Source organism: Delftia sp. WSY_12 (genome assembly GCF_043104645.1).
Taxonomy (GTDB): domain Bacteria; phylum Pseudomonadota; class Gammaproteobacteria; order Burkholderiales; family Burkholderiaceae_C; genus Comamonas; species Comamonas tsuruhatensis.
On record NZ_JBICKW010000022.1, the window covers coordinates 117,285 to 144,224 of the forward strand.

19 protein-coding genes are annotated in these 26,940 nt (G+C 66.6%); 5 read left to right on the forward strand and 14 right to left on the reverse strand.

Annotated elements, in window-relative coordinates; genetic code table 11:
- Nucleotides 1-74 precede the first annotated feature (74 nt).
- A complete protein-coding gene (locus ACF8LI_RS12945) occupies nt 75-944 on the reverse strand; it encodes a CoA ester lyase (protein WP_016446875.1) in 870 nt (289 codons plus the stop codon).
- 75 nt (nt 945-1,019) lie between these two features.
- On the opposite strand from ACF8LI_RS12945, the gene ACF8LI_RS12950 reads away from it, so the two are divergent.
- A complete protein-coding gene (locus ACF8LI_RS12950; protein WP_312839822.1) occupies nt 1,020-1,937 on the forward strand; it encodes a LysR family transcriptional regulator in 918 nt (305 codons plus the stop codon).
- Nucleotides 1,938-1,946: 9 nt separating this feature from the next.
- Here the strand turns inward: ACF8LI_RS12950 and ACF8LI_RS12955 are convergent, their stop codons facing one another.
- Nucleotides 1,947-2,855, reverse strand: a complete 909-nt coding sequence (locus ACF8LI_RS12955) for a LysR family transcriptional regulator (protein WP_193616004.1) — start codon at nt 2,853-2,855, stop codon at nt 1,947-1,949.
- A gap of 107 nt (nt 2,856-2,962) precedes the next feature.
- On the opposite strand from ACF8LI_RS12955, the gene tam reads away from it, so the two are divergent.
- Nucleotides 2,963-3,736, forward strand: a complete 774-nt coding sequence (gene tam, locus ACF8LI_RS12960; RefSeq protein ID WP_312839823.1) for a trans-aconitate 2-methyltransferase — start codon at nt 2,963-2,965, stop codon at nt 3,734-3,736.
- Nucleotides 3,737-3,755: 19 nt separating this feature from the next.
- On the opposite strand, the gene ACF8LI_RS12965 is transcribed toward tam, so the two are convergent.
- On the reverse strand, nt 3,756-4,151 hold the full coding sequence (locus ACF8LI_RS12965; protein WP_312839824.1) for a VOC family protein: 396 nt from the start codon (nt 4,149-4,151) through the stop codon (nt 3,756-3,758).
- Between the two features lie 148 nt (nt 4,152-4,299).
- Between ACF8LI_RS12965 and ACF8LI_RS12970 the strand changes: the two genes are divergently transcribed.
- Nucleotides 4,300-5,529, forward strand: a complete 1,230-nt coding sequence (locus ACF8LI_RS12970; protein WP_017404792.1) for a nucleoside recognition domain-containing protein — start codon at nt 4,300-4,302, stop codon at nt 5,527-5,529.
- Nucleotides 5,530-5,662: 133 nt separating this feature from the next.
- Here ACF8LI_RS12970 and sbcB read toward each other — a convergent pair whose 3' ends face one another.
- The 5 genes from sbcB to dnaE all read right to left on the reverse strand — a co-directional run bounded on the left by sbcB (nt 5,663) and on the right by dnaE (nt 15,122).
- The gene (sbcB, locus tag ACF8LI_RS12975; RefSeq protein ID WP_312839825.1) at nt 5,663-7,102 is read right to left on the reverse strand and encodes an exodeoxyribonuclease I; all 1,440 of its coding nucleotides are present in this window, start codon (nt 7,100-7,102) and stop codon (nt 5,663-5,665) included.
- Between the two features lie 37 nt (nt 7,103-7,139).
- A complete protein-coding gene (gene cls / locus ACF8LI_RS12980) occupies nt 7,140-8,594 on the reverse strand; it encodes a cardiolipin synthase (protein WP_312839826.1) in 1,455 nt (484 codons plus the stop codon).
- 83 nt (nt 8,595-8,677) lie between these two features.
- Nucleotides 8,678-11,014 (reverse strand): ATP-dependent Clp protease ATP-binding subunit ClpA, encoded by a 2,337-nt coding sequence (clpA, locus tag ACF8LI_RS12985; protein ID WP_016446866.1) that lies wholly within the window; start codon nt 11,012-11,014, stop codon nt 8,678-8,680.
- 63 nt (nt 11,015-11,077) lie between these two features.
- On the reverse strand, nt 11,078-11,455 hold the full coding sequence (gene clpS, locus ACF8LI_RS12990) for an ATP-dependent Clp protease adapter ClpS (protein WP_016454840.1): 378 nt from the start codon (nt 11,453-11,455) through the stop codon (nt 11,078-11,080).
- Between the two features lie 133 nt (nt 11,456-11,588).
- Nucleotides 11,589-15,122 (reverse strand): DNA polymerase III subunit alpha, encoded by a 3,534-nt coding sequence (gene dnaE / locus ACF8LI_RS12995; RefSeq protein WP_017404787.1) that lies wholly within the window; start codon nt 15,120-15,122, stop codon nt 11,589-11,591.
- Between the two features lie 212 nt (nt 15,123-15,334).
- On the opposite strand from dnaE, the gene ACF8LI_RS13000 reads away from it, so the two are divergent.
- Nucleotides 15,335-16,126, forward strand: coding sequence for an outer membrane protein assembly factor BamD (locus tag ACF8LI_RS13000; RefSeq protein ID WP_016454842.1), 792 nt, complete (start codon nt 15,335-15,337; stop codon nt 16,124-16,126).
- On the opposite strand, the gene ACF8LI_RS13005 is transcribed toward ACF8LI_RS13000, so the two are convergent.
- A complete protein-coding gene (locus ACF8LI_RS13005; RefSeq protein WP_392412981.1) occupies nt 16,089-18,218 on the reverse strand; it encodes an ATP-dependent DNA helicase in 2,130 nt (709 codons plus the stop codon). The genes ACF8LI_RS13000 and ACF8LI_RS13005 overlap by 38 nt on opposite strands.
- Before the next feature lie 136 nt (nt 18,219-18,354).
- Between ACF8LI_RS13005 and ACF8LI_RS13010 the strand changes: the two genes are divergently transcribed.
- Nucleotides 18,355-19,128, forward strand: a complete 774-nt coding sequence (locus ACF8LI_RS13010; protein WP_026062214.1) for a PP2C family serine/threonine-protein phosphatase — start codon at nt 18,355-18,357, stop codon at nt 19,126-19,128.
- A gap of 78 nt (nt 19,129-19,206) precedes the next feature.
- Here the strand turns inward: ACF8LI_RS13010 and ACF8LI_RS13015 are convergent, their stop codons facing one another.
- From ACF8LI_RS13015 to ACF8LI_RS13035, 5 genes are all read right to left on the reverse strand, one after another.
- A complete protein-coding gene (locus ACF8LI_RS13015) occupies nt 19,207-19,902 on the reverse strand; it encodes a hypothetical protein (RefSeq protein ID WP_392412983.1) in 696 nt (231 codons plus the stop codon).
- Nucleotides 19,903-19,942: 40 nt separating this feature from the next.
- A complete protein-coding gene (zapE, locus tag ACF8LI_RS13020) occupies nt 19,943-21,046 on the reverse strand; it encodes a cell division protein ZapE (protein ID WP_016446859.1) in 1,104 nt (367 codons plus the stop codon).
- A gap of 95 nt (nt 21,047-21,141) precedes the next feature.
- Nucleotides 21,142-22,569, reverse strand: coding sequence for a dihydrolipoyl dehydrogenase (lpdA, locus tag ACF8LI_RS13025; RefSeq protein ID WP_017404783.1), 1,428 nt, complete (start codon nt 22,567-22,569; stop codon nt 21,142-21,144).
- A gap of 90 nt (nt 22,570-22,659) precedes the next feature.
- Entirely contained in the window at nt 22,660-23,934 is a 1,275-nt protein-coding gene (gene odhB / locus ACF8LI_RS13030) for a 2-oxoglutarate dehydrogenase complex dihydrolipoyllysine-residue succinyltransferase (RefSeq protein WP_392412985.1), read from the reverse strand.
- A gap of 54 nt (nt 23,935-23,988) precedes the next feature.
- Complete coding sequence (locus ACF8LI_RS13035) at nt 23,989-26,868, reverse strand: 2-oxoglutarate dehydrogenase E1 component (protein ID WP_016446856.1); 2,880 nt, start codon at nt 26,866-26,868, stop codon at nt 23,989-23,991.
- Nucleotides 26,869-26,940: the final 72 nt, after the last annotated feature.

Consider the following 26,940-nt stretch of genomic DNA (forward strand, 5'->3'; position numbering starts at 1 on the left):
TCTCCTGTCCTGTTTCTTGTCGTTGTGGTGCACGGCATGCAGGACGCCGGTACACCGGAATGCCAGAACCCTATTCAGGCCACCAGCAGCCCCTGTGCATGCGCCGCAGCCACGATGGCCTGGGCACGCAGCACAAAGGGCTTGTCCACCATCTTTCCGTCCACCACATAGGCGCCCAGCGCATTGGCGTCAGCCTCGCGGGCCGCCTGGACCACCTTCAGCGAGTGGGAAATCTCCTGCTCGGTCGGCTGGTAGACCGCATTGGCCAGCGCGACCTGGCTGGGGTGTATGCAGGTCTTGCCCAGAAAGCCCAGGCCGCGCGACAGCCGCGCCTCGGCGCTGAAGCCGTCGCTGTCGCGGATGTCGGCAAAGGCGCCGTCATAGGCATAGATGCCTGCCTCGGCAGCGGCCATGCGCACGGCAAGCAGCACCTGGGCAATGGCGGCGGGCTCGCGCCGGTTCACGCCAAAGGGCTCGAACAGGTCGCCCAGCCCCATCTGCAGGCCGGCCACGCTGGCGTGGGCGCCGGCCAGTTCGGCAGCGCAGCGCAGGGCGCGGGGTGTTTCGATGTTGAGCAGCAGGCCAGGCGCCTGGGGCACGCCGTTGGCATCTGCCGCATCGGCAATGCGCTGTGCGGCCTCGCGCACCTGCTGCACGGTCTCGGGCTTGGGCAGGTTGATGAGGTGCACGCCGTCGCGCACCATCTCGGCGATGTCGGCGCCGAAATGCGGCGTATCCATGGCGTTGACGCGCACGATCAGCGTCTTGCCATGGCCCCGGCTTTCAGGGCTGAGCAGGAAGCTGCGCAGCAGGCTGCGCGCCTCGTCCTTGCGCGCTTCGGCCACCGCGTCCTCCAGGTCGAAGGACAGCGCGTCGGCCTCGCCGGCCAGTGCCTTGGCGAACAGCTCGGGACGCGATGCGGGAACAAACAGTTTGCTTCTCATGGCCCGCATTGTGGGCGGCAGAAAGCCAAGAGAAACACAGGTAATATTTGTTCAAACCACACAAATTCTTTGTTTATGGAAACCAGCTACCTGCACAGCTTCCTGCTCGTGGTGGAGACCGGCTCCATGGCCGAGGCCGCGCGGCGCCTGGACATCACGGCCGCCGCCGTGGCCCAGCAGATCCGCATCCTCGAGCGCGAGTTCGACGCCCCCCTGCTGGCCCGCGCAGGCCGCACCGTGCTGCCCACCCCGGCCGGCCACCGCCTGGCCCAATCCGCGCCGCAGTTGCTGCGCGAACTGGCCAATGCCAAGACCCATGTCAGCCAGGAAGGCACGGCCGGGGAACTGGTCATAGGCACCATCAACACGGCGCTGCACAGCCTGCTGCCCGACATCCTGGCCGGCTTCGTGAAGAAGTGCCCCGACGCCAAGGTGTTCCTGCGGTCGGCCACCACGCGCGAGCTGTACGAGGCCGTGCGGCAGGGCGAGCTGGATGCGGCGGTCTGCCTGCACCCCTCGTTCGCCCTGGCCAAGACCTTCGACTGGACACTGCTGCGCGAGGAGCCGCTGGTGCTGCTGGTGCCGCGCCAGCTGGCGCACCTGGACCCGCACACGCTGCTGCGCACCCAGCCGCTGATCCGCTATGACCGCAGCCTGGGCGGCGGCCAGATGGTGGAGCGCTACCTGCGCGCCGCGCAGATCGCTCCACAGGAGCGCTTTGAACTGAGCTCGCTGGTGGCGATTGCCATGATGGTGGACAGGGGCCTGGGCGTCTCCCTGGTGCCCGACACGGCCCTGAACCTGCCCGATGGCCAGGGCGTGGTGCGACTGGCCCTGCCCGAGGAATCGCAGTCGCGGCGCTTTGGCGTGATGTGGCTGCGCTCGTCGGCACGGTTGCCGCTGATCCACAGGCTGGTGGACTGCGCACGCACCGTGGTCAGGCAGCGCGGCGGTCCTCGCGCTGCCGCACGCGCAGCAACCCGGTCACCATAGTCCGCACCTTCAGGACTCCGCCACGGCCGCCGTGGCAACCAGGTCCTGGAACCTTCGCAGCACCGCAGACGCATCGCCCACGCGCGTGGCCAGATGCAGCGGAGCGGCCAGCCCCGGGCATTGCGACAGCGTGCGGTAGGCAATGCCGTCGCTGCGCAGGCGCTGCATGGAGGCCGGCACGATGGACAGCCCCAGCCCTGCCGAGACCAGGCTCAGCGTCGCCGTCATGCGCGGCGCCTCCTGCACCACGCGCGGGCTGAAACCGGCCTCCAGGCAGGCCTTGAGAATGGCGTCGTACAGGCCCTGCCCCACCCTGCGCCGGTACAGCACGAAATCCTCCGAGGCGAGCTGCGGCAAAGGCACGGGCCGGCGCAATGGGCGTGCCAGCGCATGCCCTGCCGGCAGGGCCAGCAGCATGGGCTCCTCCAGAATCGGCACGGCCTGCAGCCCCTGGCTGCCGTGCAGGGGCGAGCGCACAAAGGCCGCGTCCAGCCGCTCTTGCAGCAATGCATCCATGAGCTCGCCCGTGCCCGCCTCCTCCAGCGCCACGGCCACGCCGGGCACCTGCTGGCGGAACATGCGCAGCACGCCGGGCACGAAGGGATGCAGTGCGGCAGAGCTGGTGAAACCCACGGCCAGCCGGCCCGTATCGCCGCGGGCGGCACGGCCCACCACTTCGGCCAGCCCATCGGAGCGGGCCAGCAGCGCCCTGGCCTCTTCCAGCAGCGCCAGCCCCGCCGCCGTGGGCCGCACGCCGCGCGGCAGGCGCTGCACCAGTTCCACGCCCAATTCGTGTTCCAGGCCCTGCAGCAATCGCGTCAGCGGCGGCTGCTGCATGCCCAGGCGCTCGGCCGCGCGCGTGATGTGGCCTTCCTCGGCGATGGCGACAAAGGCGCGCAGTTGGCGAAGCTCGGGCACATCAATACTTTCAAGGTATGGGAAGGCTTCGATTGTGGCATTTGCAATCATGGATGGACGGATTTACGCTCGCGCCCCACAAACACACCTACCTGAAAGGCAACACGATGACCTGGTCCGCAAAGCAGTACACAACGTTCGAGCAGGAACGCACCCGCCCCGTGCGCGACCTGGTGGCCGCCATTCCCGATCTGCCTGGCCGCGCCGTGCGGCTGGCCGTGGACCTGGGCTGCGGCCCGGGCAACTCCACCGAGGTCCTGGCCCAGCGCTTCCCCGGGGCCACCGTGACGGGACTGGACAACTCCGAGGACATGCTGGATGCCGCACGCAAGCGGCTGCCGGGCACGGCCTTCCGCCTGGCCGACATCGCCACCTGGCAGCCCGACCAGCCGCAGGACGTGATCCTGGCCAATGCCTCGCTGCAGTGGCTGCCCGACCACCAGCAGCTTTACCCGCGCCTCGTCAGCCACCTGGCCCCCGGTGGCAGCCTGGCCGTGCAGACGCCGGACAACCTGGAAGAACCGGCCCACCGGCTGGCGCGCGAAGTGGCCGCCAGCGGCCCATGGGCTGCCACGATTGGCGATGTGCGCCACCCCGCACGTCACAGCGCGGACTTCTACTACGCCCTGCTTCGCCCGCACTGCAGCAACGTCGATGTCTGGCGCACCACCTACTTCCACCCGCTGGCGGGCGGCCATGCCGCGGTGGTTGAGTGGTTCAAGGGTTCGGCGCTGCGACCCTTCGTCGCGCCGCTGGATGAGGAGCAAAAGGCCGGCTTCTACGCAGCGTATCTGCAGGCCATCTCCCAGGCCTACCCCACGCTGGACGATGGCACGGTGCTGCTGCCCTTCCCCAGGCTGTTCATCGTGGCCAGCCGCTGAAGCAGCGCGCCTTCGGCCCTCAACGCGCCGGATGCGGCTCGATGAGATCCCACAGATTGCCGTAGAGATCTTCGAACACGGCCACGGTGCCGTGGGGCTTGCGCTGGGGCTCCTGCACAAAGCGCACGCCGCGCGAGCGGTAGGCTTCGAAGTCGCGCAGGCAGTCGTCGGTCTGCAGGAACAGGAACACGCGCCCGCCCGTCTGGTTGCCCACGCGCGCGGCCTGTTCCTCATTCGTGGCGCGGGCCAGCAGCAGGCGCACACCGCCGCCACCGGGAGCCACGGTGACCCAGCGCTTGCCCTCGGACAGGGCGGTGTCCTCGATCAGCACGAAGCCCAGCGCGCCCACATAAAAGCGCAGCGCCTCGTCATAGTCGCGCACGGCGACGCTCACCTGTCCTATCACCTGGGGCATGGAATCCTTTGCAGCAATGGTGCGGTCCTCGGACCACGGGGCCGCGAGGATAACGGAGCCCTGTCAATGCCCTGCCGCCCTGGCCCGTAAGTCCTGCGGCTGGCCCCACAATGGCGGCTTGCAATTGCCTCGTGAGGGACGGGAATCCATGCTGAATGCCTTGTGGCTGGGCTTTTTTCTGGTGGCGGCCGTGGCTGCGCTGGCCCAATGGCTGGTCGGCGGCCAGGCCGGGATTTTCTCGGCCATGGTGCAGGCGCTGTTTGCCATGGCCAGGCTGTCGGTCGAGGTCATGGTGCTGCTGTTCGGCACGCTGACGCTGTGGCTGGGCTTTCTGCGCATCGCAGAGAAGGCCGGCGTGGTGGAGTGGCTGGCGCGCGTGCTGGGCCCGTTGTTCGCCAGGCTCATGCCCGAGGTGCCGCGCGGCCACCCGGCCCTGGGCCTGATCACGCTGAACTTCGCGGCCAACGGGCTGGGACTGGACAACGCGGCCACGCCCATGGGCCTGAAGGCCATGCGCTCGCTGCAGGAGCTCAACCCCCGGCCCGACACCGCCACCAATGCGCAGATCCTGTTCCTGGTGCTCAATGCGTCGTCGCTGACCTTGCTGCCCGTGACCATCTTCATGTACCGCATGCAGCAGGGTGCGCCCGATCCCACCCTGGTCTTTCTGCCGATCTTGCTGGCCACCTCGGCCTCGACCCTGGTCGGCCTGCTGGCAGTGGCCGCCGTGCAGAGGCTGCCGCTGTGGAGCCCCGTGGTGCTGGGCTATCTGCTGCCGCTGGGCCTGGCGCTGGCGGGCTTCATGGCCTTTCTGGCCACGCTGTCGGCGGCCGCACTGGCCCAGCTGTCATCGCTGCTGGGCAACCTGACGCTGTTTGCCCTGATCGTGCTGTTCGTCACCCTGGGCGCCTGGCGCAAGGTCGCGGTCTACGACAGCTTCATCGAGGGCGCCAAGGAAGGCTTTGACGTGGCCAAGGGCCTGCTGCCCTACCTGGTGGCCATGCTCTGCGCCGTGGGCGTGTTCCGCGCATCGGGCGCGCTGGAGTATGCGCTGTCGGGCATACGCTGGGTGGTCGATGCCATGGGCATGGACGCCCGCTTCGTGGACGCCCTGCCCACGGCCCTGGTCAAACCCTTCTCGGGCAGCGCGGCGCGCGCCATGCTGATCGAGACCATGCAGACCCAGGGCGTGGACAGCTTCGCCGCCCTGGTGGCCGCCACCATCCAGGGCAGCACCGAAACCACCTTCTACGTCCTGGCCGTCTACTTCGGCGCCGTGGGCATACAGCGTGCCCGCCACGCCGTGCCCTGCGCCCTCATCGCCGAACTGGCCGGCGTGGTGGCGGCCATCGTGGTCTGCTACAAGTTCTTTGGCTGAAGGCACAAATGGGCGCTGCGCCTGAAGCCGACGCGGTCCAAGGCGAGGAAGACCGAGCAAGTGCCTACGCCGGCCACCCCGCCGCGAGGGTGTCGCACCTCTCGGGAGAAGCCGCGCAGCGGCTCAGGGGGAACTAAAGTTCCGGCATGATCGCCTCGGCATAGTCATACAGCGCCCCCAGGATTTCCTCGCCGCGCTCGTCGGCAGTTTCCGATAGCTGATCGACCATGGCAAACATCTGCTCGGCCGTGCGTGCGCCGCCCTTTCCTTCGATCAGGCAGGCCGCGCAGTGCTGCAGCCAGCGCTGGCGCTCGGCCGGGTTCAGGCTGGCGGGGAAATTGCGGGCGCGGTAGCGGAACAGCAGCTCGGTCAGGCGGGCATCGTCGAAGCCCGTGCGGTCCAGCGCCAGCTCCTGCGCGGACAGGCTGCGCAGGTGGTTCAGGCGGCGCCGGTCCTCATTGCCCACGAAACCGCCGTACAGGTCCTGGTCGGCATCCAGCCCTTCCTGCGCAGGGCGCTGGTGAACGGCACGCCACAGCGCGCTCATGTCGGGCAGGTCACGTGCAATGGCCGCATGGCCCATGCACTGCTCCACATCGATGCCCCATTGCGCGGCCATGGCCGGGCTCAGCGTCTTGAGGCTGCCGACCACCATGGGCGACTTGTTGACGTGGATGCTCTTGATGGGCAGGCGCTGCATGCCTTCGGGCAGGTCGGCCGCGCGCGAGAACAGGCGCAGGCGCAGCGTGTCCACGTCGATGGAGGCCAGCTCGGACGGGTCCTGCGCCAGATCCCAGCAGATGATCTCGTTCTTGTTGGTGGGGTGCGTGGCCAGCGGCCACATGACGGCGATGCAACCGCGCTCGGGCCGGATCATGCCGCTGACGTGCAGGAAGGGCCTGGCATGCGCCGGCTCGGCCGGCAGGCCCATTTCCTGCAGCACCCGGTCCTTCTTGTGCAGCGAGAAGGCGAAGTCGAACAATCTGGGCTGGACCTTGCGGATCAGCCGGGCCAGCCCGATGGTGGCACGCACGTCGGACAGGGCATCGTGCGCCTTCTCGTGCAGCAGGCCGTTGGCGCGGGCCAGGTCCTCGAGCTTGAAGCTTGGAGATCCATCCTCCGTTTTCGGCCAGACAATGCCTTCTGGGCGCAGCGCATAGACCATGCGCACCACGTCCAGCAGGTCCCAGCGCCCGCAGCCGTTTTGCCATTCGCGCGCATAGGGGTCGATGAGGTTGCGCCAGAACATGAAGCGCGTGATCTCGTCGTCAAAACGGATGGTGTTGTAGCCCACGCCCACGGTGCCGGCCTGGGCCAGTTCCGCCTCGATGCGGGCGGCGAACTGGGCCTCGGGCATGCCCTGCTCCAGGCATTGCTGGGGCGTGATGCCGGTGATCAGGCAGGACTGCGGATCGGGCAGGTAGTCGCCTGCCGGCTGGCAGTACCACATGACGGGCTCGCCGATTTCATTGAGTTCCGCATCGGTGCGGATGCCCGCGAATTGCGCGGGCCGGTCATAGCGCGGCTGGGCGCCGAAGGTCTCGTAGTCGTGCCAGAAGAAGGTATGGGCCATCGGGCGAGTATGCCTGCGAAAAAAGTGCGTCCGGACATCACAGCAAGGGTGAGCAAAGGCGCGCGCCAGAGTCGAACAGGCGCAGTGCGAAGCCCAGGTCGCGCTTGAAATGCACGCGCTGCGCCTGCTCCAGGTCCAGCTCGAACTGGCGCGCCAGGTCGCCATTGAGCTGGGGCCCGTAGGCGATGGCGCAGACTTCGTAGTTCAGGAAGAAGCTGCGGTAGTCGAAGTTGGCCGTGCCGATGATGGAGATGCTGCCGTCCACCACCAGCGTCTTGGAGTGCAGCATGCGCGCCTTGTATTCGTAGACGCGCACGCCGCAGCGGATCAGTTCGTCGTAGTAGGAGCGCGCGGCCGCCGTGACCAGGGCCGAATCGGAGCGGCGCGGCACCAGCAGCTGCACATCCACGCCGCGCAGCGAGGCATTGGTGAGCGCGGCCAGCGCGGCCTCCGTGGGAACGAAGTACGGCGTGGTCAGCCAGACACGCTCCTCGGCCGCGTTGATGGCCGCAAGATGGGCGCGGTAGATGGCCTGCAGGCCGTTGTCGGGGCCGGAGGTGATGATCTGCACGGGCAGCGGGCCCTCGGGCGCGTCCGGCAGCAGCAGGTCGATGTCGGCGGGCTCGCTCTTGGGGTCCTTTTCGAGGGCGTAGGCCCAGTCCTCGAGGAACACGGTCTGCAGCCAGTTGACGATGGCGCCCTCCAGGCGCAGGTGCACGTCGTGGTAGGCATCGGGCATGACACGCGCGTTCTCTTCGTCGGTCACGTTGACGCCGCCCGTGAAGCCCACCTTGCCGTCGCACACCAGGATCTTGCGGTGGGTGCGGAAGTTGATGACCGGGCGCAGCCGCCGGCCGATCTTGGTGCCATGGAACAGCGCGACCTCGGCGCCCGCATCCTCCAGCGGCTGCAGAAAGCGCCGCCCCAGCTTCTTGGAGCCCAGGGCATCCACCAGCAGGCGCACCTGTATGCCTGCGCGGGCCCGCTGTATCAGCAGGTCGCGCAGGGCCGTGCCGGTCTGGTCGGGCTCGAAGATGTAGTACTCGAGGTGGATGTGGTGGCGCGCGGCATTCACCGCGTCGATGATGGCGTCGAAGGTGGCCGCGCCACCGACCAGCAGCCGCAGGTCGGTGGCCGTGCTCACCGGAAAGTCGCTGGTGGCGGCCACCAGTCGCGCGACCTGGTGCAGGCGCTCGGGACTGCCGGGCATGCGCTCGCGCAGCCGCTGCACGCCTGTTCGCACACGCGATGTCTTTCGCGCACGCAGCCGCTTGATGCGCTGGCGCTTGAGCCGCTGCGGGCCGAAGAAATAGTAGATGGCCAGCCCGCCCACGGGAATCGCCGCCATGGACAGCAGCCAGCTCAGCGTGGCCACGGGCGCGCTGCGCTGCAAAAGGATCCACACCGCGACGATCACCACATAGACCGACCAGGTCACCGACAGCAGCAGCAGCGCATTCTCATGGGTCAGGTACTGACGAAGCCACTCCACAAAGACTCCTTCGGGCGGATCAAAGAAAAAGCCGGCAGCCCGGGGGGCTGTCGGCTTGCGCGATGGGCATCAGGCGATGCACATCAGTCGGCGGTGGCCTCTTTGGGCTCGGCCGGCTCGGAAGCCGGATCCTGCCTGGGCTGGGGCGTGATGTCGAGCCTGACTTCGCCCTTTTCGGCGTCGTCGGCATCGACCACCCAGTCCACTTCCAGGCGGCCACCGTCGACCAGCTGCCCGAACAGCAGCTCGTCGGCCAGCGAGCGCCGGATGGTGTCCTGGATCAGGCGCTGCATGGGACGGGCGCCCATGAGCGGATCGAAGCCCTTCCTGGCCAGGTGCTTGCGCAGCGCGTCGGTGAAGGTGACCTCCACGCGCTTTTCGGCAAGCTGCTGCTCCAGCTGCAGCAGGAACTTGTCGACCACGCGCAGGATGACCTGCTCGTCCAGCGGCTTGAAGCTGACGATGGCGTCCAGACGGTTGCGGAACTCCGGCGTGAACAGGCGCTTGATGTCGCCCATTTCGTCGCCGGCCTGGCGCGGGTTGGTGAAGCCGATCGAGGCCTTGTTGATGGTCTCTGCACCCGCGTTCGTGGTCATGATGAGGATCACGTTGCGGAAGTCGGCCTTGCGCCCGTTGTTGTCCGTCAGCGTGCCGTGGTCCATGACCTGCAGCAGCACGTTGAAGATGTCCGGATGTGCCTTCTCGATTTCGTCGAGCAGCAGCACCGAATGCGGCTTCTTGGTCACGGCCTCGGTCAGCAGGCCGCCCTGGTCAAAGCCCACATAGCCCGGAGGCGCGCCGATCAGGCGGCTGACGGCATGGCGCTCCATGTACTCCGACATGTCGAAGCGGATCAGGTCCACTCCGAGGATGTAGGCCAGCTGCTTGGCCGCTTCCGTCTTGCCCACGCCGGTGGGGCCCGAGAACAGGAAGGAGCCGATCGGCTTGTCCGGCTTGCCCAGGCCCGAGCGCGCCATCTTGACCGAGGAGGCCAGCGCCTCAAGCGCCTTGTCCTGGCCGAAGACCACGCTCTTGAGGTCGCGCTCCAGCGTCTGCAGCTTGCTGCGGTCGTCGTTGGACACGTTGGCAGGCGGAATGCGCGCGATCTTGGCCACGATGGCCTCGATCTCGGCCTTGTCGATGGTCTGCTTGCGCTGCTCCACCGGAATGATGCGCTGCGCGGCGCCGGCCTCGTCGATCACGTCGATGGCCTTGTCGGGCAGGTGGCGGTCATTGATGTACTTGGCCGACAGCTCGGCCGCAGCCTGCAGGGCGGCGGCGGCGTACTGCACGCTGTGGTGCTCCTCGAAGCGCGACTTCAGGCCCTTGAGGATGTCAACGGTCTCGGCCACCGTGGGCTCGACCACATCCACCTTCTGGAAGCGCCGCGACAGGGCCGCGTCCTTCTCGAAGATGCCGCGGTACTCGGTGAACGTGGTGGCGCCGATGCACTTGAGCTGGCCGCTGGACAGCGCCGGCTTGAGCAGGTTGGACGCGTCCAGCGTGCCGCCCGAAGCGGCGCCCGCGCCGATCAGCGTGTGGATCTCGTCGATGAACAGGATGGCGTTGGGCTTGTCCTTCAGCGACTTGAGCACGCCCTTGAGGCGCTGCTCGAAATCGCCACGGTACTTGGTGCCTGCCAGCAGCGCGCCCATGTCCAGCGAATAGACCACGGCCTCGGTCAGCACCTCGGGCACCTTGCCTTCGGTGATGCGCCAGGCCAGGCCCTCGGCGATCGCGGTCTTGCCCACGCCGGCCTCGCCGACCAGCAGCGGGTTGTTCTTGCGGCGGCGGCACAGGATCTGGATGGTGCGCTCGACCTCGTAGTCGCGCCCGATCAGCGGATCGATCTTGCCATCCTTGGCCGCCTGGTTGAGGTTCAGCGTGAACTGCTCCAGGGGCGAGGCCTTTTCGTTGCGTTCGCCACCGGCACCCTCTTCGGATTCCGCAGGGTTCTCCGCCTTCGCAGGCTCGGGCGGCTCGCCCTTCTTGATGCCGTGGGCGATGAAATTGACCACGTCCAGGCGCGTCACGCCCTGCTGGTGCAGGTAGTAGACGGCATGCGAGTCCTTCTCGCCGAAGATGGCCACGAGCACGTTGGCGCCCGTGACTTCCTTCTTGCCGTTGCCGGTCGATTGCACATGCATGATGGCGCGCTGAATCACACGCTGGAAACCCAGCGTGGGCTGCGTGTCCACTTCGTCGGTGCCCGCGACCTGGGGCGTGTTGTCCTTGATGAAGTTGGACAGGGCCGAGCGCAGGTCATCGATGTTGGCTGAGCAGGCGCGCAGCACTTCCGCTGCACTGGGGTTGTCCAGCAGGGCCAGCAGCAGGTGTTCCACGGTGATGAACTCGTGGCGCTGCTGGCGTGCTTCGACAAAGGCCATGTGCAAGCTGACTTCCAGTTCCTGGGCGATCATTGATGACTCCTTTTCGCTTGCTGGGGATTATTGACTGCAACCATAAATCAGGGCGGCCCGGGTTTATTCAACAGGCTCGAACATGGCCTGCAACGGATGGCCCGCTTTCTGGGCGGCCTGCAGCACCTGCTCGACCTTGGTGGCCGCCACATCGCGCGAGTACACGCCGCAGACGCCGCGGCCGTCGAGATGGATCTTGAGCATGATCTGGGTGGCCGTTTCGCGGTCCTTGCCGAAGAGTTCCTGCAGGACGATGATGACGAATTCCATGGGCGTGAAGTCATCGTTGAGCATCACGACCTGGTACATCTGCGGCGGCTGCACGCGCTGGCGCCGCCGCTCCAGCACCACGGCGCCGTCGTCATCGGACACGGGCCGCACTGTGGGAATGGCAGGAGGGGTCGAAGGGGGTTGGGTTGCCATGAAAATCATTCTAGCCATCGGAGCCACTGTTTTCCGGAAGGGATATGCGAGGCGTGCCTGAAGAATTCAAGCGCGGCGCCTGCCCGGGCTGGCCAGCACGCACCAAAGCAGTGCCTGCTTGCCGCCACCGGACGCTGCGCCACCTTGCGCGTCATTCGTAGACCACCTTGACCTGGGCGCTGCCCGCCTGGGCATACCAGGCGGCCAGGGCCGCGTCGCTGGGATAGAAGCGGCTGCCGTCGCCCAGGGCCAGCTCGCAGCTGGCCGAGCCGCGCTCGTCCTCGCAGACCAGTCCCAGGCGCACTTTCATGCCGCGCTGCAGCTCGCCATGCTCGCCCTGCTCCACCACGGCGGGGAACTGGCGCAGCAGGCCGACCACGTCGGGCATCTTCTCGCCCACGCTGACCTGCAGGTAGCGCGCGAAGCGGCAGCGCGCATCGGCCAGGTTGAACAGCTGCTGTGCCTTCATGCGCAGGCCACCGCTGAAGTGGTCCAGTTGCAGGCGCCCGGTGATGACGACGAATTCGTCGTCCTTGAGCAGATCGCGATAGGTATTGAGCGTGTTCTCGTCCACCGAGGCCTCGATCACGCCCGAGCCGTCATCGATCTTGAACAGGCCCAGCCGCCCGCGCTGGCCGTTGATGGCGCGGAAGTCGCTGATGATGCCGGCCAGGGTCTGGGGCTCGCGGCTGTCGCGCAGCTCGGCCAGCGGCGTGCGCACGAAGCGGCGCACCTCCTTTTCGACCTCGTCGAACAGATGGCCCGACAGGTAAAAGCCCACGGCGGTCTTTTCCTGGGTCAGCCTCTCCTTCACGCCCCAGGGCAAGGCATCGGCCAGGGGCGGCTCCTGGGTGCTGGAGCCCACGGCGTCCTCGCCCATCATGTCGAACAGCCCGCCCTGGTTGGCATTGGCCAGCGTCTTGTTGGCGAACTCGAAGGCATGGTCGATGGAGGCCACCAGGGCCGCGCGGTTCAGTTCGATGGCATCGAAGGCACCGCCCTTGATCAGGGCTTCCAGCGTGCGCTTGTTCAGGCGCGTGCGGTCCACGCGCACGCAGAAGTCGGCCAGGCTCTTGAACGGCCCCTTGTCGGCGCCGCGCGGGCCCACGCCGCGGCCTTCACGGGCCGCGATGATGGCCTCGATGGCCTGCTGGCCCGTGCCCTTGATGGCACCCAGGCCATAGCGTATGACCTTGTCGGTGACGGGCTCGAAGCGGTACATGCCGCGGTTGACATCCGGCGGCTCGAAGCTGATGCCCATCTTGAGCGCGTCTTCGTACAGCACCTTGAGCTTGTCGGTGTTGTCCATTTCCACGGTCATGTTCCCGCAGTAGAACTCGGCCGTGTAGTGCACCTTCAGCCAGGCCGTGTGATAGGCCAGCAGCGAGTAGGCGGCGGCGTGCGACTTGTTGAAGCCGTAGCCCGCGAACTTCTCCATCAGGTCGAAGACCTCGTCGGCCTTTTCCTCGCTGATGCCCTGCTTGGCCGCGCCCTCGCGGAAGATCCCGCGGTGCATGACCATTTCCTCGACCTTCTTCTTGCCCATGGCACGGCGCAAGAGGTCGGCGCCGCCCAGCGAGTAGCCGCCCAGCACCTGGGCGGTCTGCATCACCTGCTCCTGGTAGACCATGATCCCGTAGGTTTCGGCCAGCACCTTTTCGACCAGCGGATGCGGATACTCCACCACTTCCTTGCCGTGCTTGCGCGCCACGAAGCTGGGAATCAGGTCCATGGGTCCCGGGCGGTACAGGGCGTTCAGGGCGATCAGGTCTTCCAGCCGGCTGGGCTTGGCGTCGCGCAGCATGCCCTGCATGCCGCGCGATTCAAACTGGAACACGGCCTCGGTCTTGCCCTCGGAAAACAGCTGGTAGGTGCGCGCATCGTCCAGGGGGATGTTCTCGAATGCGAAGTTCTCCTGGCCCTTGTGGCGCTTGATGATGAACTCGCGCGCGATCTCCAGGATGGTCAGCGTGGCCAGGCCCAGAAAGTCGAACTTCACCAGGCCCACGGCCTCCACATCGTCCTTGTCGTACATGGCCACGGCCGAGTCGCTGCCCGGCTGCTGGTACAGCGGGCAGAAATCGGCCAGCTTGCCCGGGGCAATCACCACGCCGCCCGCGTGCATGCCGATGTTGCGTGTCATGCCTTCGAGCTTCTGAGCCATTTCAATCAGTGTCTTGACGTCTTCTTCTTTGTCGATGCGCTCGGCCAGCATGGGCTCGGCCTCGATAGCGTAGGTGTACTTGTCGCCCTCCTTCTTGGGATTGGGCGGGTACTTGAGCGTGACGTGCAGGCCAGGCTTGTTGGGAATGAGCTTGGAGATGCCATCGCAGAAGGTGTAGCTCATGTCCAGCACGCGGCCCACGTCGCGGATGGCCGCGCGCGCAGCCATAGTGCCGAAGGTGGCGATCTGGCTGACGGCGTCGCGGCCGTACAGCTGCTTCACATAGTCGATGACGCGGTCGCGGTTGGCCTGGCAGAAGTCCACGTCGAAGTCGGGCATGGACACACGCTCGGGATTGAGGAAACGCTCGAACAGCAGGTTGTATTCCAGCGGGTCCAGGTCCGTGATCTTGAGCACGTAGGCCACCAGCGAGCCCGCGCCCGATCCGCGGCCCGGACCCACGGGACAGCCGTTGAGCTTGGCCCACTTGATGAAGTCACCCACGATGAGGAAGTAGCCCGGAAAGCCCATCTTGAGGATGGTGCCGATCTCGAACTCCAGTCGCTCGACATAGCGCTCGCGCTGGGCCTCGCGCTTGGCGGGGTCGGGATAGAGATGGACCAGGCGTTCCTCCAGTCCCGCAAAGGACTCCTGGCGGAAGAACTCGTCCATGGTCATGCCTTCGGGCACGGGGAAGTTGGGCAGCTGCGGCTTGCCCAGCACCAGCGTCAGGCTGCAGCGACGCGCGATTTCCACGGTGTTGGCGATGGCGCTGGGAATGTCGGCAAACAGCGCCTGCATCTGCGCGACGGTCTTGAAATGCTGGTCGCGCGTGAAGCGGCGCACACGCTTGGGGTTGGCCAGGATCTCGCCCTCGGCGATGCACACGCGCGCCTCGTGCGCTTCGTAGTCGTCGGGGCCGAAGAACTGTATGGGGTGCGTGGCGACCACGGGCAGGTTCAGGCGATCGGCCAGTTGCACGGCGGCCAGCACATGGGCTTCGTCGTCAGGCCGGCCTGCGCGCTGCAGCTCGATGAAGAAGCGGTGCGGGAACATGCTCGCCAGCCGCTGGGCGACGGCTGCTGCGCCGGCCTCGTCACCGCGCATCAGTGCCTGGCCCACCGGGCCGGCCTGGGCGCCGGCCAGCACGATCAGGCCTTCGCCCAGCTCCTGCAGCCAGGCCCATGTGTGCACGGCCTGGCCCTTGACCACATTGCGGGTCCAGCCCCGGGCCAGCAGCTCGGACAGGTTGTGGTAGCCCAGCGGGCTTTGCACCAGCACGATGATGCGCGAGATCGCGGCGCCGTTTTCGCCCTCGATCTGGATTTCCGCACCCAGCACGGGCTTGACGCCCTTGGCCCGGCCTTCGCGATAGAACTTGACGCCGCCAAACAGGTTGTTGAAGTCTGTGACGGCCAGTGCGACCTGCCCATCCTCGGCGGCGGCCTTGACGATGGCGTTGATGCGGTTGGTTCCGTCCACGACGGAAAATTCGGTGTGCAGGCGCAAATGGACAAACATATGGGCGCCATTGTAGAAAGCTCCGCAAGGCCGGGACCCGTTCGCGGCCATGCCTTTGCCGCCGCCCCCGCCTGCGGGGCGGGCATCGCAGGCCGTTACAATGCCTCGGCCCGGTTGCGGGAAAATCAGGCTTCATGCGGCCCCTCAGCGCGGCCCGCGTCCCTGCCCGCCAACCCTCTCACCGCCCTTCGATTGCCCGAGAAACGTCCACCATGCAGCGTATTCCCCTGTCCATCGTTCCCGCCGTGCTGGTCGCAGGCGTCCTGACAGCCTGCTCCAGTACGCAACAAGACCCTACTGCCAAGTGGACCCCGGACCGCATCTATACCGAGGCGCGCGACGAAGCCGCGTCCGGTGCGTTCGACAAGGCCGTTCCGCTGTTCGAGAAGCTCGAAGGCCGTGCCGCCGGCACGCCCCTGGCCCAACAGGCCCAGCTCGACAAGGCCTATGCCCAGTACAAGAGCGGCGACAAGGTCCAGGCAACGGCCACGCTGGACCGCTTCCTGAAGCTGCACCCGGCCAGCCCCGCCACCGACTACGCCCTGTACCTCAAGGGCCTGGTCAACTTCAATGACAACCTGGGCATGTTCTCCTGGCTGTCGCGCCAGGATCTGTCCGAGCGCGACCAGAAGGCCGCCAAGGACTCCTTCGAGTCATTCCGCGAGCTGGTGACGCGCTTCCCCGAGTCGCGCTACGCCGAAGACTCGCGGCTGCGCATGCAGTACATCGTCAACTCGCTGGCGCAGTACGAAGTCCACGTGGCCCGCTACTACTACGGACGCGGCGCCTACGTGGCCGCCATCGCACGTGCGCAGACCGCCGTCAAGGACTACCAGGGCGTGCCCGCCGTGCGCGAAGCCATGCAGATCCTGGTGAACTCATACGATGCACTGGGCATGACCCAGCTGCGTGACGATGCGCAGCGCGTGCTGACCGCCTCGTACGGCCAGGACTCCGACAAGGACGTCACGGCAAAGCAGAAGTCGTGGTGGAAACTGTGGTGACCTGCGGCGCAGGCTGCGCCAGCGCCTGCAGGGCCTGAACAAAGGCCGCCTCGTCCTCCAGAGTCCGCATGGGCGGCAGCGCAGCGCGCAGCCGCCGCCCATAACCCTTGGCGGTCAATCTGGGATCGCAGACCACAAGCACGCCGCGATCCGTCTCGCGCCGGATCAGGCGCCCGGCGCCCTGCTTGAGCGCCATCGCGGCCTCGGGCAGCATGTAGTCGGCAAAGGCCTGCCGGCCCACGGATTCCAGACTGCGCGAACGCGCCTCGACCAGCGGATCGTCGGGCGGCGGAAACGGCAGCTTGTCGATGACCACCAGCTGCAGCGCATCGCCAGGCAAATCCACCCCTTCCCAGAAAGTGGCCGATGCCACGAGAATGCAGCCGCGCCCCGCGCTGGCGCCCTTGCCTTCGCCTGCCGCAACAAAGCGCTCGATCAAGGTCAGCTTGGGCGCCTGCCCCTGGACCAGCACATCAAGTTCACCGAACAGCCCCAGCGACTGCTGCAGCGTGTCGCCTATGGCGTGCAGGGCACGCAGCGTGGTGGTCAGCACCAGGGTGCGGCCGCCCAGGCGCTGGGCCGCATCCAGCGCCAGGCGTGCCACCTCGGCGCTGTGGGCCGTGCTTCCTGCCTCGGCAAAAGGCCGCGGCACATAAAGCGCCGCCTGCCGCGCATAGTCGAAGGGGCTGTCCACGCGCAGCACCTGGGCCTCTCGCAGTCCGCAGGGCTCGGTGAACCAGCTCAGCCGCTCGTCGTCGCCCAGCGTGGCAGAGGTGAAGATCCAGGCGGTGCCCGCTGGCGGCTCGTACGGGGCGGTGGGTGCGTTTTCCTGCGGCTCGGCGTCTTGCCCGCTTCCTTCCTGATGCTCTTGCTCTTGCACTTGCGTCGGACCCAGCAGCCGCGTGCGCATGATGTGTGCAATGGTCAGCGGAGACTCCAGCATGCGCATCTGCTGGCTGCCCAGCTCCAGCCAGCGCACCGTGTCTTGCACGGCCGCCGCCGCGAAGGTGGCCAGGCGCCGCAGCAGTTCGCTGCCGCGCTCGAGCAGCCTGCGCAGTTCGGGATCGCTGACCTGCAATTGCACCAGCGGCTCCACCAGCGCCCGCAGGCTGCGCCCCAGCGTGACCAGGGCCGTGCGCCAGCTCTGGGCGTCCAGTCCCTGCGGCGTCACGCCCTGCCAGGACAGACGTCCGCCCGCAGGGGGCTTGCCTGCGGCCAGGCGCAGCTCGCGCAGTGCCTGCTCCACACGCGCCGAGAGCATCATCCAGTCGGCCATGCCGCGTGCCAGTTCCTGGCCGGCGCGCAGCACATCGCGGGCATAGCCCGTCAATTGCTGGCCCGACAGGCTCAGGCCAGCGAACTGCACGCCGGTGTCGTTGAGCTGGTGGGCCTCGTCCACCACCACCACGCCCGCGCTGGGCAGCAGTTGGGCCACACCCGAATCGCGCACGTCGAGGTCGGCAAACATCAGATGGTGGTTGATGACCACCACGTCGGCGTCCAGCGCGGTGCGGCGGGCCACGTTGACATGGCAGTCCTGCCAATGCGGGCAGTCCGAGCCCAGGCAGTTGTCGCGAGTGGAAGTGACCAGGGGCAGCGCGGGCGAGCGCTCGTCCAGCGCGGGCAGCTCGCCCAGGTCACCTGTGCGCGTGGTGCGCGCCCAGCGCTCGACCTGGGCCACGCTGCGCAGCACCTGCGGGTCCTGCGGCGCCGTGCGGCCCTGGCGCACGCGCTCCAGCCGCTCCAGGCACAGGTAGGCGCTGCGACCCTTGAGGCGCGCCATGCGCAGCGGCATGCCCAGGGCGGCCACCAGACGCGGCAGATCCCGTGCGAACAATTGGTCCTGCAGCGCACGCGTGGCCGTGGACACCAGCACGCGCTGGCCGCTGAGCAGGGCCGGCACCAGATAGGCATAGGTCTTGCCCACGCCCGTGCCGGCCTCCACGACCAGGGTCTGGCGCTCTTCGATGGCCTGGGCCACGGCAAGGGCCATGCGGGTCTGGCCTTCACGCGGCAGGAACTGCGCCTCGGCGCGCGACAGCAGGCCTTGCGGGGCGAAGGCCGCCTGCACGGCGGCGGTCAGGGAATGCACAGGACAGGTCCGGTTGTTGAAAAAGACAGCGCCACGGGAGCCGGGCGAGCCGGCACCGGGGGCAGCGCTCCGATAATATGCGCCATGCCACTGGTGTGCCCATCCGCCGCCCCAAGAGCCCACCAAACCAGAGACCATGCAGCCAGCGTACCGACTCCAAGCCGCCACAGGCATCCATCGCGGTGACAGGCAATACCAGCAAGACCAGGTGATGCTCATGGCCCACCCGTATGTCCACGGCTGCCTGCTGGGCGTTCTGGCCGACGGCATGGGCGGGCGCAGCGGCGGGCGCAAGGCCTCCGACCAGGTCATGCTCACGGCGCGCCAGCTGTTCGAGCGCTTCGAGCCGGGCAAGGAGGACTGCACAGCGCTGCTGGAGAGCATCGTGCGCGAGTCGCACACGGTGATCCGTCTGACCGCCATTTCGGCCGAGCAGGAGCCGCACAGCACCATCGCCGCCTTCGTCCTGCTGCCCCAGGGCCGCTGCCACTGGGTGCATTCGGGCGACTCGCGCATCTACCACTACCAGGACGCGACCATGGTCCACCGCACCAAGGACCATTCCTATGTGCAGTCGCTGGTGGACCGGGGAGAGCTCACCGAATTCGAGGCCCACGTGCACCCCAAGTCCAACATCCTGCTGGGCTGCCTGGGCACCGAGGCCGAACCGCCCATGAGCCACCATGTGATCGAGCGCGTGTATCCGGGCACCACCCTCATGGCCTGCAGCGATGGCGTCTGGCACTACTACACGGCCGAGGAACTGGGCACCGTGCTCAACGCGCTCACCCCGCGCGAGGCCACGGAGTTCCTCATCGACAAGGCCCGCGTGCGCGCCCAGGGCGGGGGCGACAACCTGTCCTTGGTGGTGCTCAAGCTCGAGGCGCTGGAGTCGGCCCAGACGGCTTGAACCGGGGTTGGAGCATCCAGGCCCTCACGCCAGCCCCCACCCGGTTGGCCTGTTGGCGCGTGGCAGAGAAAAAAAGGATCAGGGAGCAGGCGGCGCCGGCAGCGGCGCAGCCTGGGGACCGCGCTTGCGGGCCGCTTCGGCGGCACGGGCCTTGCGCTCGGCCGCTTCCTTCTGCTTGGCTTCGAACTGCGCACGCGATGCCGCGCGCCGCTCCTGCTCCTGGGCGGACTGGCGCTGCTCCATCTGGGCCTGCCGTTCGCGCTGGTGGCTGGCCTGCTGGGCGGCGCGCTGCTGCGCCTCCTGGGCGCGCTGCGCGCGCAGGGCCTGGGTATCGCGCTGCACGGCCGGCGGCCGTTCCTTGGCCTCCATGGTGGAGGCTGCCTTCTGCGCCTTCTTGGCCTCGATGTCTTCCAGGCGCTGGACGGCGCGCTCCTTGCGCTCCTCGTCGTTGATCTGAAGCTCGCGTTCGCGCAGCGGACGATCCTGCTCACGGGCCTCTTCGCGCGCCTGCTTGAGGCAGTCTTCCACGGCAAAGCGCTGGTAGCACTCGGACTCCAGGGCCGTGCGCCGGCGCTCGATGACGGCGCGCTGGGCTGCGATGTCGGCACGCGCGGCCTTGCGTTCGGCCTGGGCCTGCCTGGCCGCCTGGCCAGGCTCCCGCGCGGCATCGGCCGCCACGGCCGGGCCCGCCAAGGCCAGGCAGGCCAGCGCGGCGCCCAAAGGAACGGGCAGTTTCTTCACAAGGACAAAAGCAGAGGTGGGCAGTTTCAGCATGTACAGGTCCGGCAAACGACGCCAGGCGCGGCCACCTGCCTCAGGTCAGGCTGGTATCCACCACGCGGCGCTCCAGCGCCAAGAACTCCTTGGACTGCATCTCGTTCAGGCGCGAGACGGTGCGGGGGAACTCATGGGCCAGCGGGCCCTCAGTGTAAAGCTGCTCGGGCGGCACGGCGGCCGAGATGACCAGCTTGACCCTGCGGTCGTACAGCACGTCCACCAACCAGGTGAAGCGCCGCGCGGGCGACGCCATGTTGACCGGCATATAGGGCACGTCGGACAGCAGCACGGTGTGGAACTGGCTTGCGATCTCCAGGTAGTCGTTCTGCGAGCGCGGGCCGCCGCACAGCTCGCGGAAGTCGAACCAGACCACGCCACCGGCGCGGCGGCGCGCACGGATCTCGCGCGCCTCGATGTGCAGCACCGGGTCCTCGTCCTTGACCTCGGCCAGCTTGTCGAAGGTCTCGGTCATGGCCGCATCGGCCTCGGCACCCAGCGGCGTGTGGTAGAGCCTGGCGTTTTCCAGCGTGCGGCGGCGGTAGTCCGTGCCGTTGTCCACGTTGACGACTTCCATGCGCTCGTTGAGCAGATCGATGGCCGGCAGGATGCGGTCGCGGTGCAGGCCGCCCGGGTACAGCTCGTCGGGCTTGAAGTTGGAGGTGGTGACAAAGCCCACGCCGTTGGCGAACAGCGACACCAGCAGCCGGTGCAGGATCATCGCGTCCGTGATGTCGGCCACGTGGAATTCATCGAAGCAGATCAGCTTGTACTTCTTGGAGATGCGCGCACCCAGCACGTCCAGCGGGTTCTGGGTGCCCTGCAGCACGGCGAGTTCACGGTGGACCTCCCGCATGAATTCATGGAAATGCAGGCGCACCTTGCGCCTGAGCGGCACGGCGTTGAAAAAGCAATCCATGAGAAAGCTCTTGCCGCGCCCCACCCCGCCGTACATGTAGACGCCACGGGGGATCTCGGGATGGTTGATGAGCTTCTTGAAGGCGTTGGAGCGGCGCTGGCGGTAGACCGTCCAGTCGTCGGCACAGCGCTGCAGCGCCTCGACGGCGCGCAGTTGCGCAGGATCACTGTGAAAGCCCTTGGCTACCAGTTCGGCCTCGTAGGCCTCTCGCACTGAAACGCTCATGCAGCATCAACCATTTGCTATGTATTCAGAAGCTGAAAGCGCTTGCAGAGCAAGCGCTTTCAGGTCTCGGATTGGCTAGATGGCTAGCCTGGCACTCAGAAGTTCAGAGTACGCTTGTCGACTGCCAGGGCAGCCTCCTTGGTGGCTTCGGACAGCGAGGGGTGGGCATGGCAGATACGGGCGATGTCTTCGCTCGATGCCTTGAACTCCATGGCAACCACGGCTTCGGAGATCAGCTCCGAGACCATGGGGCCGACCATGTGCACGCCCAGGATCTCGTCGGTTTCGGCATCGGCCAGGAACTTGACCATGCCGGTGGTGTCGCCCAGGGCGCGCGCACGGCCGTTGGCCAGGAAGGGGAAGCTGCCGGCCTTGTACTTGACGCCCTGCTCCTTCAGTTGCTGCTCGGTGCGGCCCACCCAGGCGATTTCGGGGCTGGTGTAGATCACCCAGGGGATAGTGCCGAAGTTCACATGGCCATGCTGGCCGGCGATGCGCTCGGCCACGGCCACGGCCTCTTCCTCGGCCTTGTGCGCCAGCATCGGGCCGCGCACCACGTCGCCCACGGCCCAGACGCCGGGCAGGCTGGTCTTGCAGTCGTCATCGACCACGATGCAGCCGCGCTCGTCCAGGGCCAGGCCCACCGCCTCGGCATTGAGGCCGGCGGTGTTGGCCGTGCGGCCAATGGAGATGATGAGCTTGTCAGCCTCCAGCGCCTGGGCTTCACCCTTGGCGTTGGTGTAGGCGATGGACACGCCCTTCTTGCCGGACTTGACTTCGCCGATCTTCACGCCCAGCTCGATCTTCAGGCCCTGCTTGTCGAAGGCCTTCTTGGCTTCCTTGGCGATCTGCTCGTCCACGGCGGGCAGGAACTTGTCCATGCCTTCGAGCACGATGACTTCGGTGCCAAGACGGCGCCAGACCGAGCCCATTTCCAGGCCGATCACGCCGGCGCCAATCAGGGCCAGCTTCTTGGGGGCCTTGCCCAGGCGCAGGGCGCCGTCGTTGGACAGGATGTTCTCTTCATCGAAGGGCACGCCGGGCAGAGCGCGGGCGTTGGAGCCGGTGGCCACCACGATCTGCTTGCCCGTCAGCACTTCCTCTTCCTTGCCGGCGACCTTGATCTCGTAGCCGCCTTCGACGGCCTTGACGAAGGAGCCACGGCCGTGGAAGAACGTGACCTTGTTCTTCTTGAACAGGTACAGGATGCCGTCGTTGTTCTGCTTCACGACCGCATCCTTGCGGGCGATCATCTTGGCCACGTCCATCTCGACCTTGCCGGTGGAGATGCCATGGTCGGCAAAGTGCAGGTTGGCGTGCTCGAAGTGCTCGGACGACTGCAGCAGGGCCTTGGAGGGAATGCAGCCCACGTTGGTGCAGGTGCCGCCCGGAGCGGCGCCGCCGGCGGCGTTCTTCCACTCGTCGATACAGGCCACGTTGAAGCCCAGTTGCGCGGCACGGATGGCGGCGATGTAGCCGCCAGGGCCCGCGCCGATGACGATGACGTCGAATTGCTTGCTCATTTCAGGAATCTCTTGTCTGTGATGCATGAAAAAACCCACCGCAGGGCGCGCGGCCAAGGGTGGGTTTTCGTCGTGTCGAACCCTGTGGAATTACAGGTCGAACAGCAGGCGCGAAGGATCTTCCAGCGCGTCCTTCATGGCCACCAGGCCCAGCACGGCTTCGCGGCCGTCGATGATGCGGTGGTCATAGGACATGGCCAGATAGTTCATCGGGCGCACCACGACCTGGCCGTTCTCGACCATGGCACGGTCCTTGGTGGCGTGCACGCCCAGGATGGCCGACTGGGGCGGGTTGATGATGGGGGTGGACATCATCGAGCCGAAGGTGCCGCCATTGGAGATGGAGAAGGTGCCGCCGGTCATTTCTTCAATGCCCAGCTTGCCTTCGGCAGCCTTCTTGCCGAATTCGGCAATCTTCTTTTCGATGTCGGCGAAGCTCATCTGGTCTGCATTGCGCAGGATGGGCACCACCAGGCCACGGGGCGAACCCACGGCGATACCGATGTCGAAGTAGCCGTGGTAGACGATGTCGTTGCCGTCCACGGATGCGTTGAGCACCGGGTACTTCTTCAGGGCGTGCACGGCCGCCTTGACGAAGAAGGACATGAAGCCCAGCTTAGTGCCGTGTTCCTTGGTGAAGGCGTCCTGGAACTTCTTGCGCAGATCCATCACCGGGGCCATGTTCACTTCATTGAACGTGGTCAGGATGGCGTTGGTGGACTGCGACTGCAGCAGACGCTCGGCCACGCGGGCACGCAGGCGGCTCATGGGCACGCGCTGCTCGGGACGGCCGCTGAGGTCTTCCTTGGCGGACGGAGCCGACACCTGGGGCAGCGCCTTGGTGGGCACGCCGGTGGGAATGACGGCAGCGGTGGACTGCACGCCGCCCTTGATGGCGGCCAGCGCGTCACCCTTGGTCACGCGGCCATCCTTGCCGGAGCCAGCCACGTTGGCGGCCGACAGGTTGTTCTCGGCCAGCAGCTTGGCAGCGGCGGGCATGGCGACATCGCCCTTGCTGCCGCCAGTGGCAGCAGCAGCGGCGGGAGCAGCAGCAGGCGCTGCGGCAGCGGGAGCGGCGGCTGCGGCAGGAGCGGCAGGAGCGGCAGCGGCCACGCCGGCCACGCCTTCGGTGTCGATCTTGGCGATCAGCTGCTCGGCCACCACGGTGGCGCCGTCACCTTGCACGATCTCGGCCAGCACGCCAGCGGCGGGCGCGGGCACTTCGAGCACGACCTTGTCGGTTTCGATCTCGATGAGGATCTCATCGACTGCAACCGCTTCGCCGGCCTTCTTCTTCCAGGTCAGCATGGTGGCCTCAGCGATGGACTCGGACAGCTGGGGAACTTTGACTTCAACGATAGCCATTTGTGATTCTTTCCAAAAGTGTTCTGTACTGATACGTAGCGGGAGGGGGCTGCCTTACTTGTTCAGGACAAAACCCTTGAGCTTGGAGAACGCGCCTTCCACCAGGGCCTTTTGCTGCTCCTGGTGCAGGTGGGCGTATCCCACGGCGGGCGATGCCGAGGCAGCGCGGCCGGAGTAGCCCAGCTTCTGGCCATCGAGCATGTTCTCGTGGATGTAGTGCTGCACGAAGAACCAGGCGCCCTGGTTCTGCGGCTCGTCCTGGCACCAGACGATGTCGGTGGCGTTGCCGAACTTCTTCAGTTCAGCGGCGAAAGCCTTGTGCGGGAAGGGGTACAGCTGCTCGACGCGGATGATGGCGACGTCCTTGCTTTCCTTCTCGGTGCGCTTCTTGACCAGGTCGTAGTAGACCTTGCCGGAGCATGCGATCACGCGCTTGACCTTGGCCGCGTTCTTCACGACGGCTTCGTCCTGCTCAGGGATCACGGTCTGGAAACCGCCGCTGGTGAACTCGGACAGCGGCGAGGTGGCGTCCTTGTTGCGCAGCAGCGACTTGGGGGTCATGATGACCAGCGGCTTGCGCAGCGGGCGCACCATCTGGCGGCGCAGCACGTGGAAGATCTGGCTGGCCGTGGTCGGCTGCACGATCTGCATGTTGGCGTCGGCGGCCAGCTGCATGAAGCGCTCCAGGCGGGCCGAGCTGTGCTCGGGGCCCTGGCCTTCGTAGCCGTGCGGCAGCATCAGCGTCAGGCCGTTGATGCGGCCCCACTTGACTTCACCGGAGGCGATGAACTGGTCGATCACGACCTGGGCGCCGTTGGCGAAGTCGCCGAACTGGGCTTCCCAGATCACCAGGGTGTTGGGGTCGTTCGACGCATAGCCGTACTCGAAGCCCAGCACGGCTTCTTCGGACAGGATGGAGTCGATGACGGTGAACGGAGCCTGGCTGTCGGCCACGTTCTGCAGCGGGATGTAGGTGCCTTCGCTCCACTTCTCGCGCTTTTGGTCATGGATGACCGAGTGGCGGTGCGTGAAGGTGCCGCGGCCGCAGTCCTCGCCCGACAGGCGCACGGGGTAGCCCGATGCGACCAGCGATGCAAAGGCCATGTGCTCGCCCATGCCCCAGTCCACGTTGACTTCGCCGCGGCCCATGGCTGCGCGGTCGTCATAGACCTTCTTGACCAGCGCGTGCGGCGTCACGGTCTCGGGGATGGTGGTGATGCGTTCGGCCAGGCGCTTCCATTCCGTCAGCGGGATGGCGGTGTCGCCGGCGTCCGTCCAGGTCTTGCCCAGGAACGGGCTCCAGTCCACGGCGTACTTGCTCTTGAAGTTGGTCAGCACCGGGTCCACGGTGTGGCGGCCTTCGTCCATGGCGGCGCGGTAGGCCTTGGCCATGTCGTCGCCCAGCGATTCGCCCAGGCCCTGTGCGGCCAGCTTGTCGGCGTACAGCTTGCGCGTGCCAGGGTGGGCGCCGATCTTCTTGTACATCAGCGGCTGGGTCAGCGCGGGGGTGTCCTGCTCGTTGTGGCCCAGCTTGCGGAAGCAGACGATGTCCACGACCACGTCCTTGGAGAATTCCATGCGGAACTCCAGGGCCAGCTGCACGGCCAGCGCCACGGCTTCCGGATCATCGCCGTTGACGTGCAGCACGGGCGACTCGATCATCTTGACGATGTCGGTGCAGTACAGCGTGGAGCGGGTGTCGCGCGGATCGGAGGTGGTGAAGCCGATCTGGTTGTTGATGATGATGTGCACCGTGCCGCCCGTGGTGTAGCCACGGGTCTGGGCCAGCGCCAGGGTTTCCTGGTTCACGCCCTGGCCGGCGAAGGCTGCATCGCCGTGCACCAGCACGGGCAGCACCTGCTTGCCGTGCGGGTCGTCGCGGCGGTCCATGCGCGAGCGCACCGAGCCTTCGACCACGGGGTTGACGATTTCCAGGTGCGAGGGGTTGAAGGCCAGCGACAGGTGGACGGGGCCGCCTGCGGTGGACACGTCGGAGCTGAAGCCCTGGTGGTACTTCACGTCACCGGCGGGCAGGTCCTCGGGGGCAGTGTGGTCGAACTCGGCGAACAGGTCCTTGGGCATCTTGCCCAGGGTGTTGACCAGCACGTTCAGGCGGCCGCGGTGGGCCATGCCGATCACGACTTCCTGCACGCCCTTCTGGCCGGCAGCGTTGATCAGCTCGTCCATGGCGACGATAAAGCTCTCGCCACCTTCCAGCGAGAAGCGCTTTTGGCCGACGTACTTGGTGTGCAGGTAGCGTTCCAGGCCTTCGGCAGCCGTCAGGCGGTCGAGGATGCGCTTTTTCCGGCTGGCATCAAAGCTAGGCTTGGTACGGCTGGTTTCCAGCTTTTGCTGCCACCAGCGCTTTTGCGTCTGGTCCGTGGCATACATGTACTCGGAGCCGATGGTGCCGCAGTAGGTTTCGCGCAGAGCGTTCATCAGCTCGCGCAGGGACATGCTTTCCTTGCCGAAGAAGGTGTTGCTCGTGTTGAACACCGTTTCCTGGTCGGCATCGGTGAAGCCGTAGAACGACGGCTCCAGCTCGGGAATTTCGGGGCGCTCGGTGCGCTTGAGGGGGTCCAGATCGGCCCAGCGTGCGCCGACATTGCGGTAGGCGGCGATCAGTTGCTGGACGGCGGTGCGCTTGCGGCCCAGCTCGGAGTCGGCGCCGGAGGCCACGACCACCTTGGTGCCGCCTTGCTTGGCGCGCTCGGCGAAAGCGTTGATGACGGGCTGGTGCGGAACGTCCTTGGCGTCGGTGCCATCGACTGCGGGCACATGTTGCAGTGCATCAAAGTACTCGCGCCAGGAATCCGGCACGCTACCGGGATTGGCCAGGTAGTTTTCGTACATTTCTTCGACGTAGGGGGCATTGCCGCCGAAGAGGTAGGTATTGCCTTGGTAGGCTTGGTAGACCGACGTCTGATCGCTCATATTGCGCTGACCTCAGCCTCCCTGAGGGAGGCATTAGCTGGTTTGTGGAACCTTCCGCGACACGGCTGTACC

Excerpts from the sequence above, each read along its gene's own strand:
- ACF8LI_RS12945 (WP_016446875.1), bottom strand. The coding sequence starts at position 944 with ATGAGAAGCAAACTGTTTGTTCCCGCATCGCGTCCCGAGCTGTTCGCC.
- ACF8LI_RS12950 (WP_312839822.1), top strand. The coding sequence starts at position 1,020 with ATGGAAACCAGCTACCTGCACAGCTTCCTGCTCGTGGTGGAGACCGGC.
- tam (WP_312839823.1), top strand. The coding sequence starts at position 2,963 with ATGACCTGGTCCGCAAAGCAGTACACAACGTTCGAGCAGGAACGCACC.
- ACF8LI_RS12965 (WP_312839824.1), bottom strand. The coding sequence starts at position 4,151 with ATGCCCCAGGTGATAGGACAGGTGAGCGTCGCCGTGCGCGACTATGAC.
- ACF8LI_RS12970 (WP_017404792.1), top strand. The coding sequence starts at position 4,300 with ATGCTGAATGCCTTGTGGCTGGGCTTTTTTCTGGTGGCGGCCGTGGCT.
- sbcB (WP_312839825.1), bottom strand. The coding sequence starts at position 7,102 with ATGGCCCATACCTTCTTCTGGCACGACTACGAGACCTTCGGCGCCCAG.
- clpA (WP_016446866.1), bottom strand. The coding sequence starts at position 11,014 with ATGATCGCCCAGGAACTGGAAGTCAGCTTGCACATGGCCTTTGTCGAA.
- clpS (WP_016454840.1), bottom strand. The coding sequence starts at position 11,455 with ATGGCTAGAATGATTTTCATGGCAACCCAACCCCCTTCGACCCCTCCT.
- dnaE (WP_017404787.1), bottom strand. The coding sequence starts at position 15,122 with ATGTTTGTCCATTTGCGCCTGCACACCGAATTTTCCGTCGTGGACGGA.
- ACF8LI_RS13000 (WP_016454842.1), top strand. The coding sequence starts at position 15,335 with ATGCAGCGTATTCCCCTGTCCATCGTTCCCGCCGTGCTGGTCGCAGGC.
- ACF8LI_RS13010 (WP_026062214.1), top strand. The coding sequence starts at position 18,355 with ATGCAGCCAGCGTACCGACTCCAAGCCGCCACAGGCATCCATCGCGGT.
- ACF8LI_RS13015 (WP_392412983.1), bottom strand. The coding sequence starts at position 19,902 with ATGCTGAAACTGCCCACCTCTGCTTTTGTCCTTGTGAAGAAACTGCCC.
- zapE (WP_016446859.1), bottom strand. The coding sequence starts at position 21,046 with ATGAGCGTTTCAGTGCGAGAGGCCTACGAGGCCGAACTGGTAGCCAAG.
- lpdA (WP_017404783.1), bottom strand. The coding sequence starts at position 22,569 with ATGAGCAAGCAATTCGACGTCATCGTCATCGGCGCGGGCCCTGGCGGC.
- odhB (WP_392412985.1), bottom strand. The coding sequence starts at position 23,934 with ATGGCTATCGTTGAAGTCAAAGTTCCCCAGCTGTCCGAGTCCATCGCT.
- ACF8LI_RS13035 (WP_016446856.1), bottom strand. The coding sequence starts at position 26,868 with ATGAGCGATCAGACGTCGGTCTACCAAGCCTACCAAGGCAATACCTAC.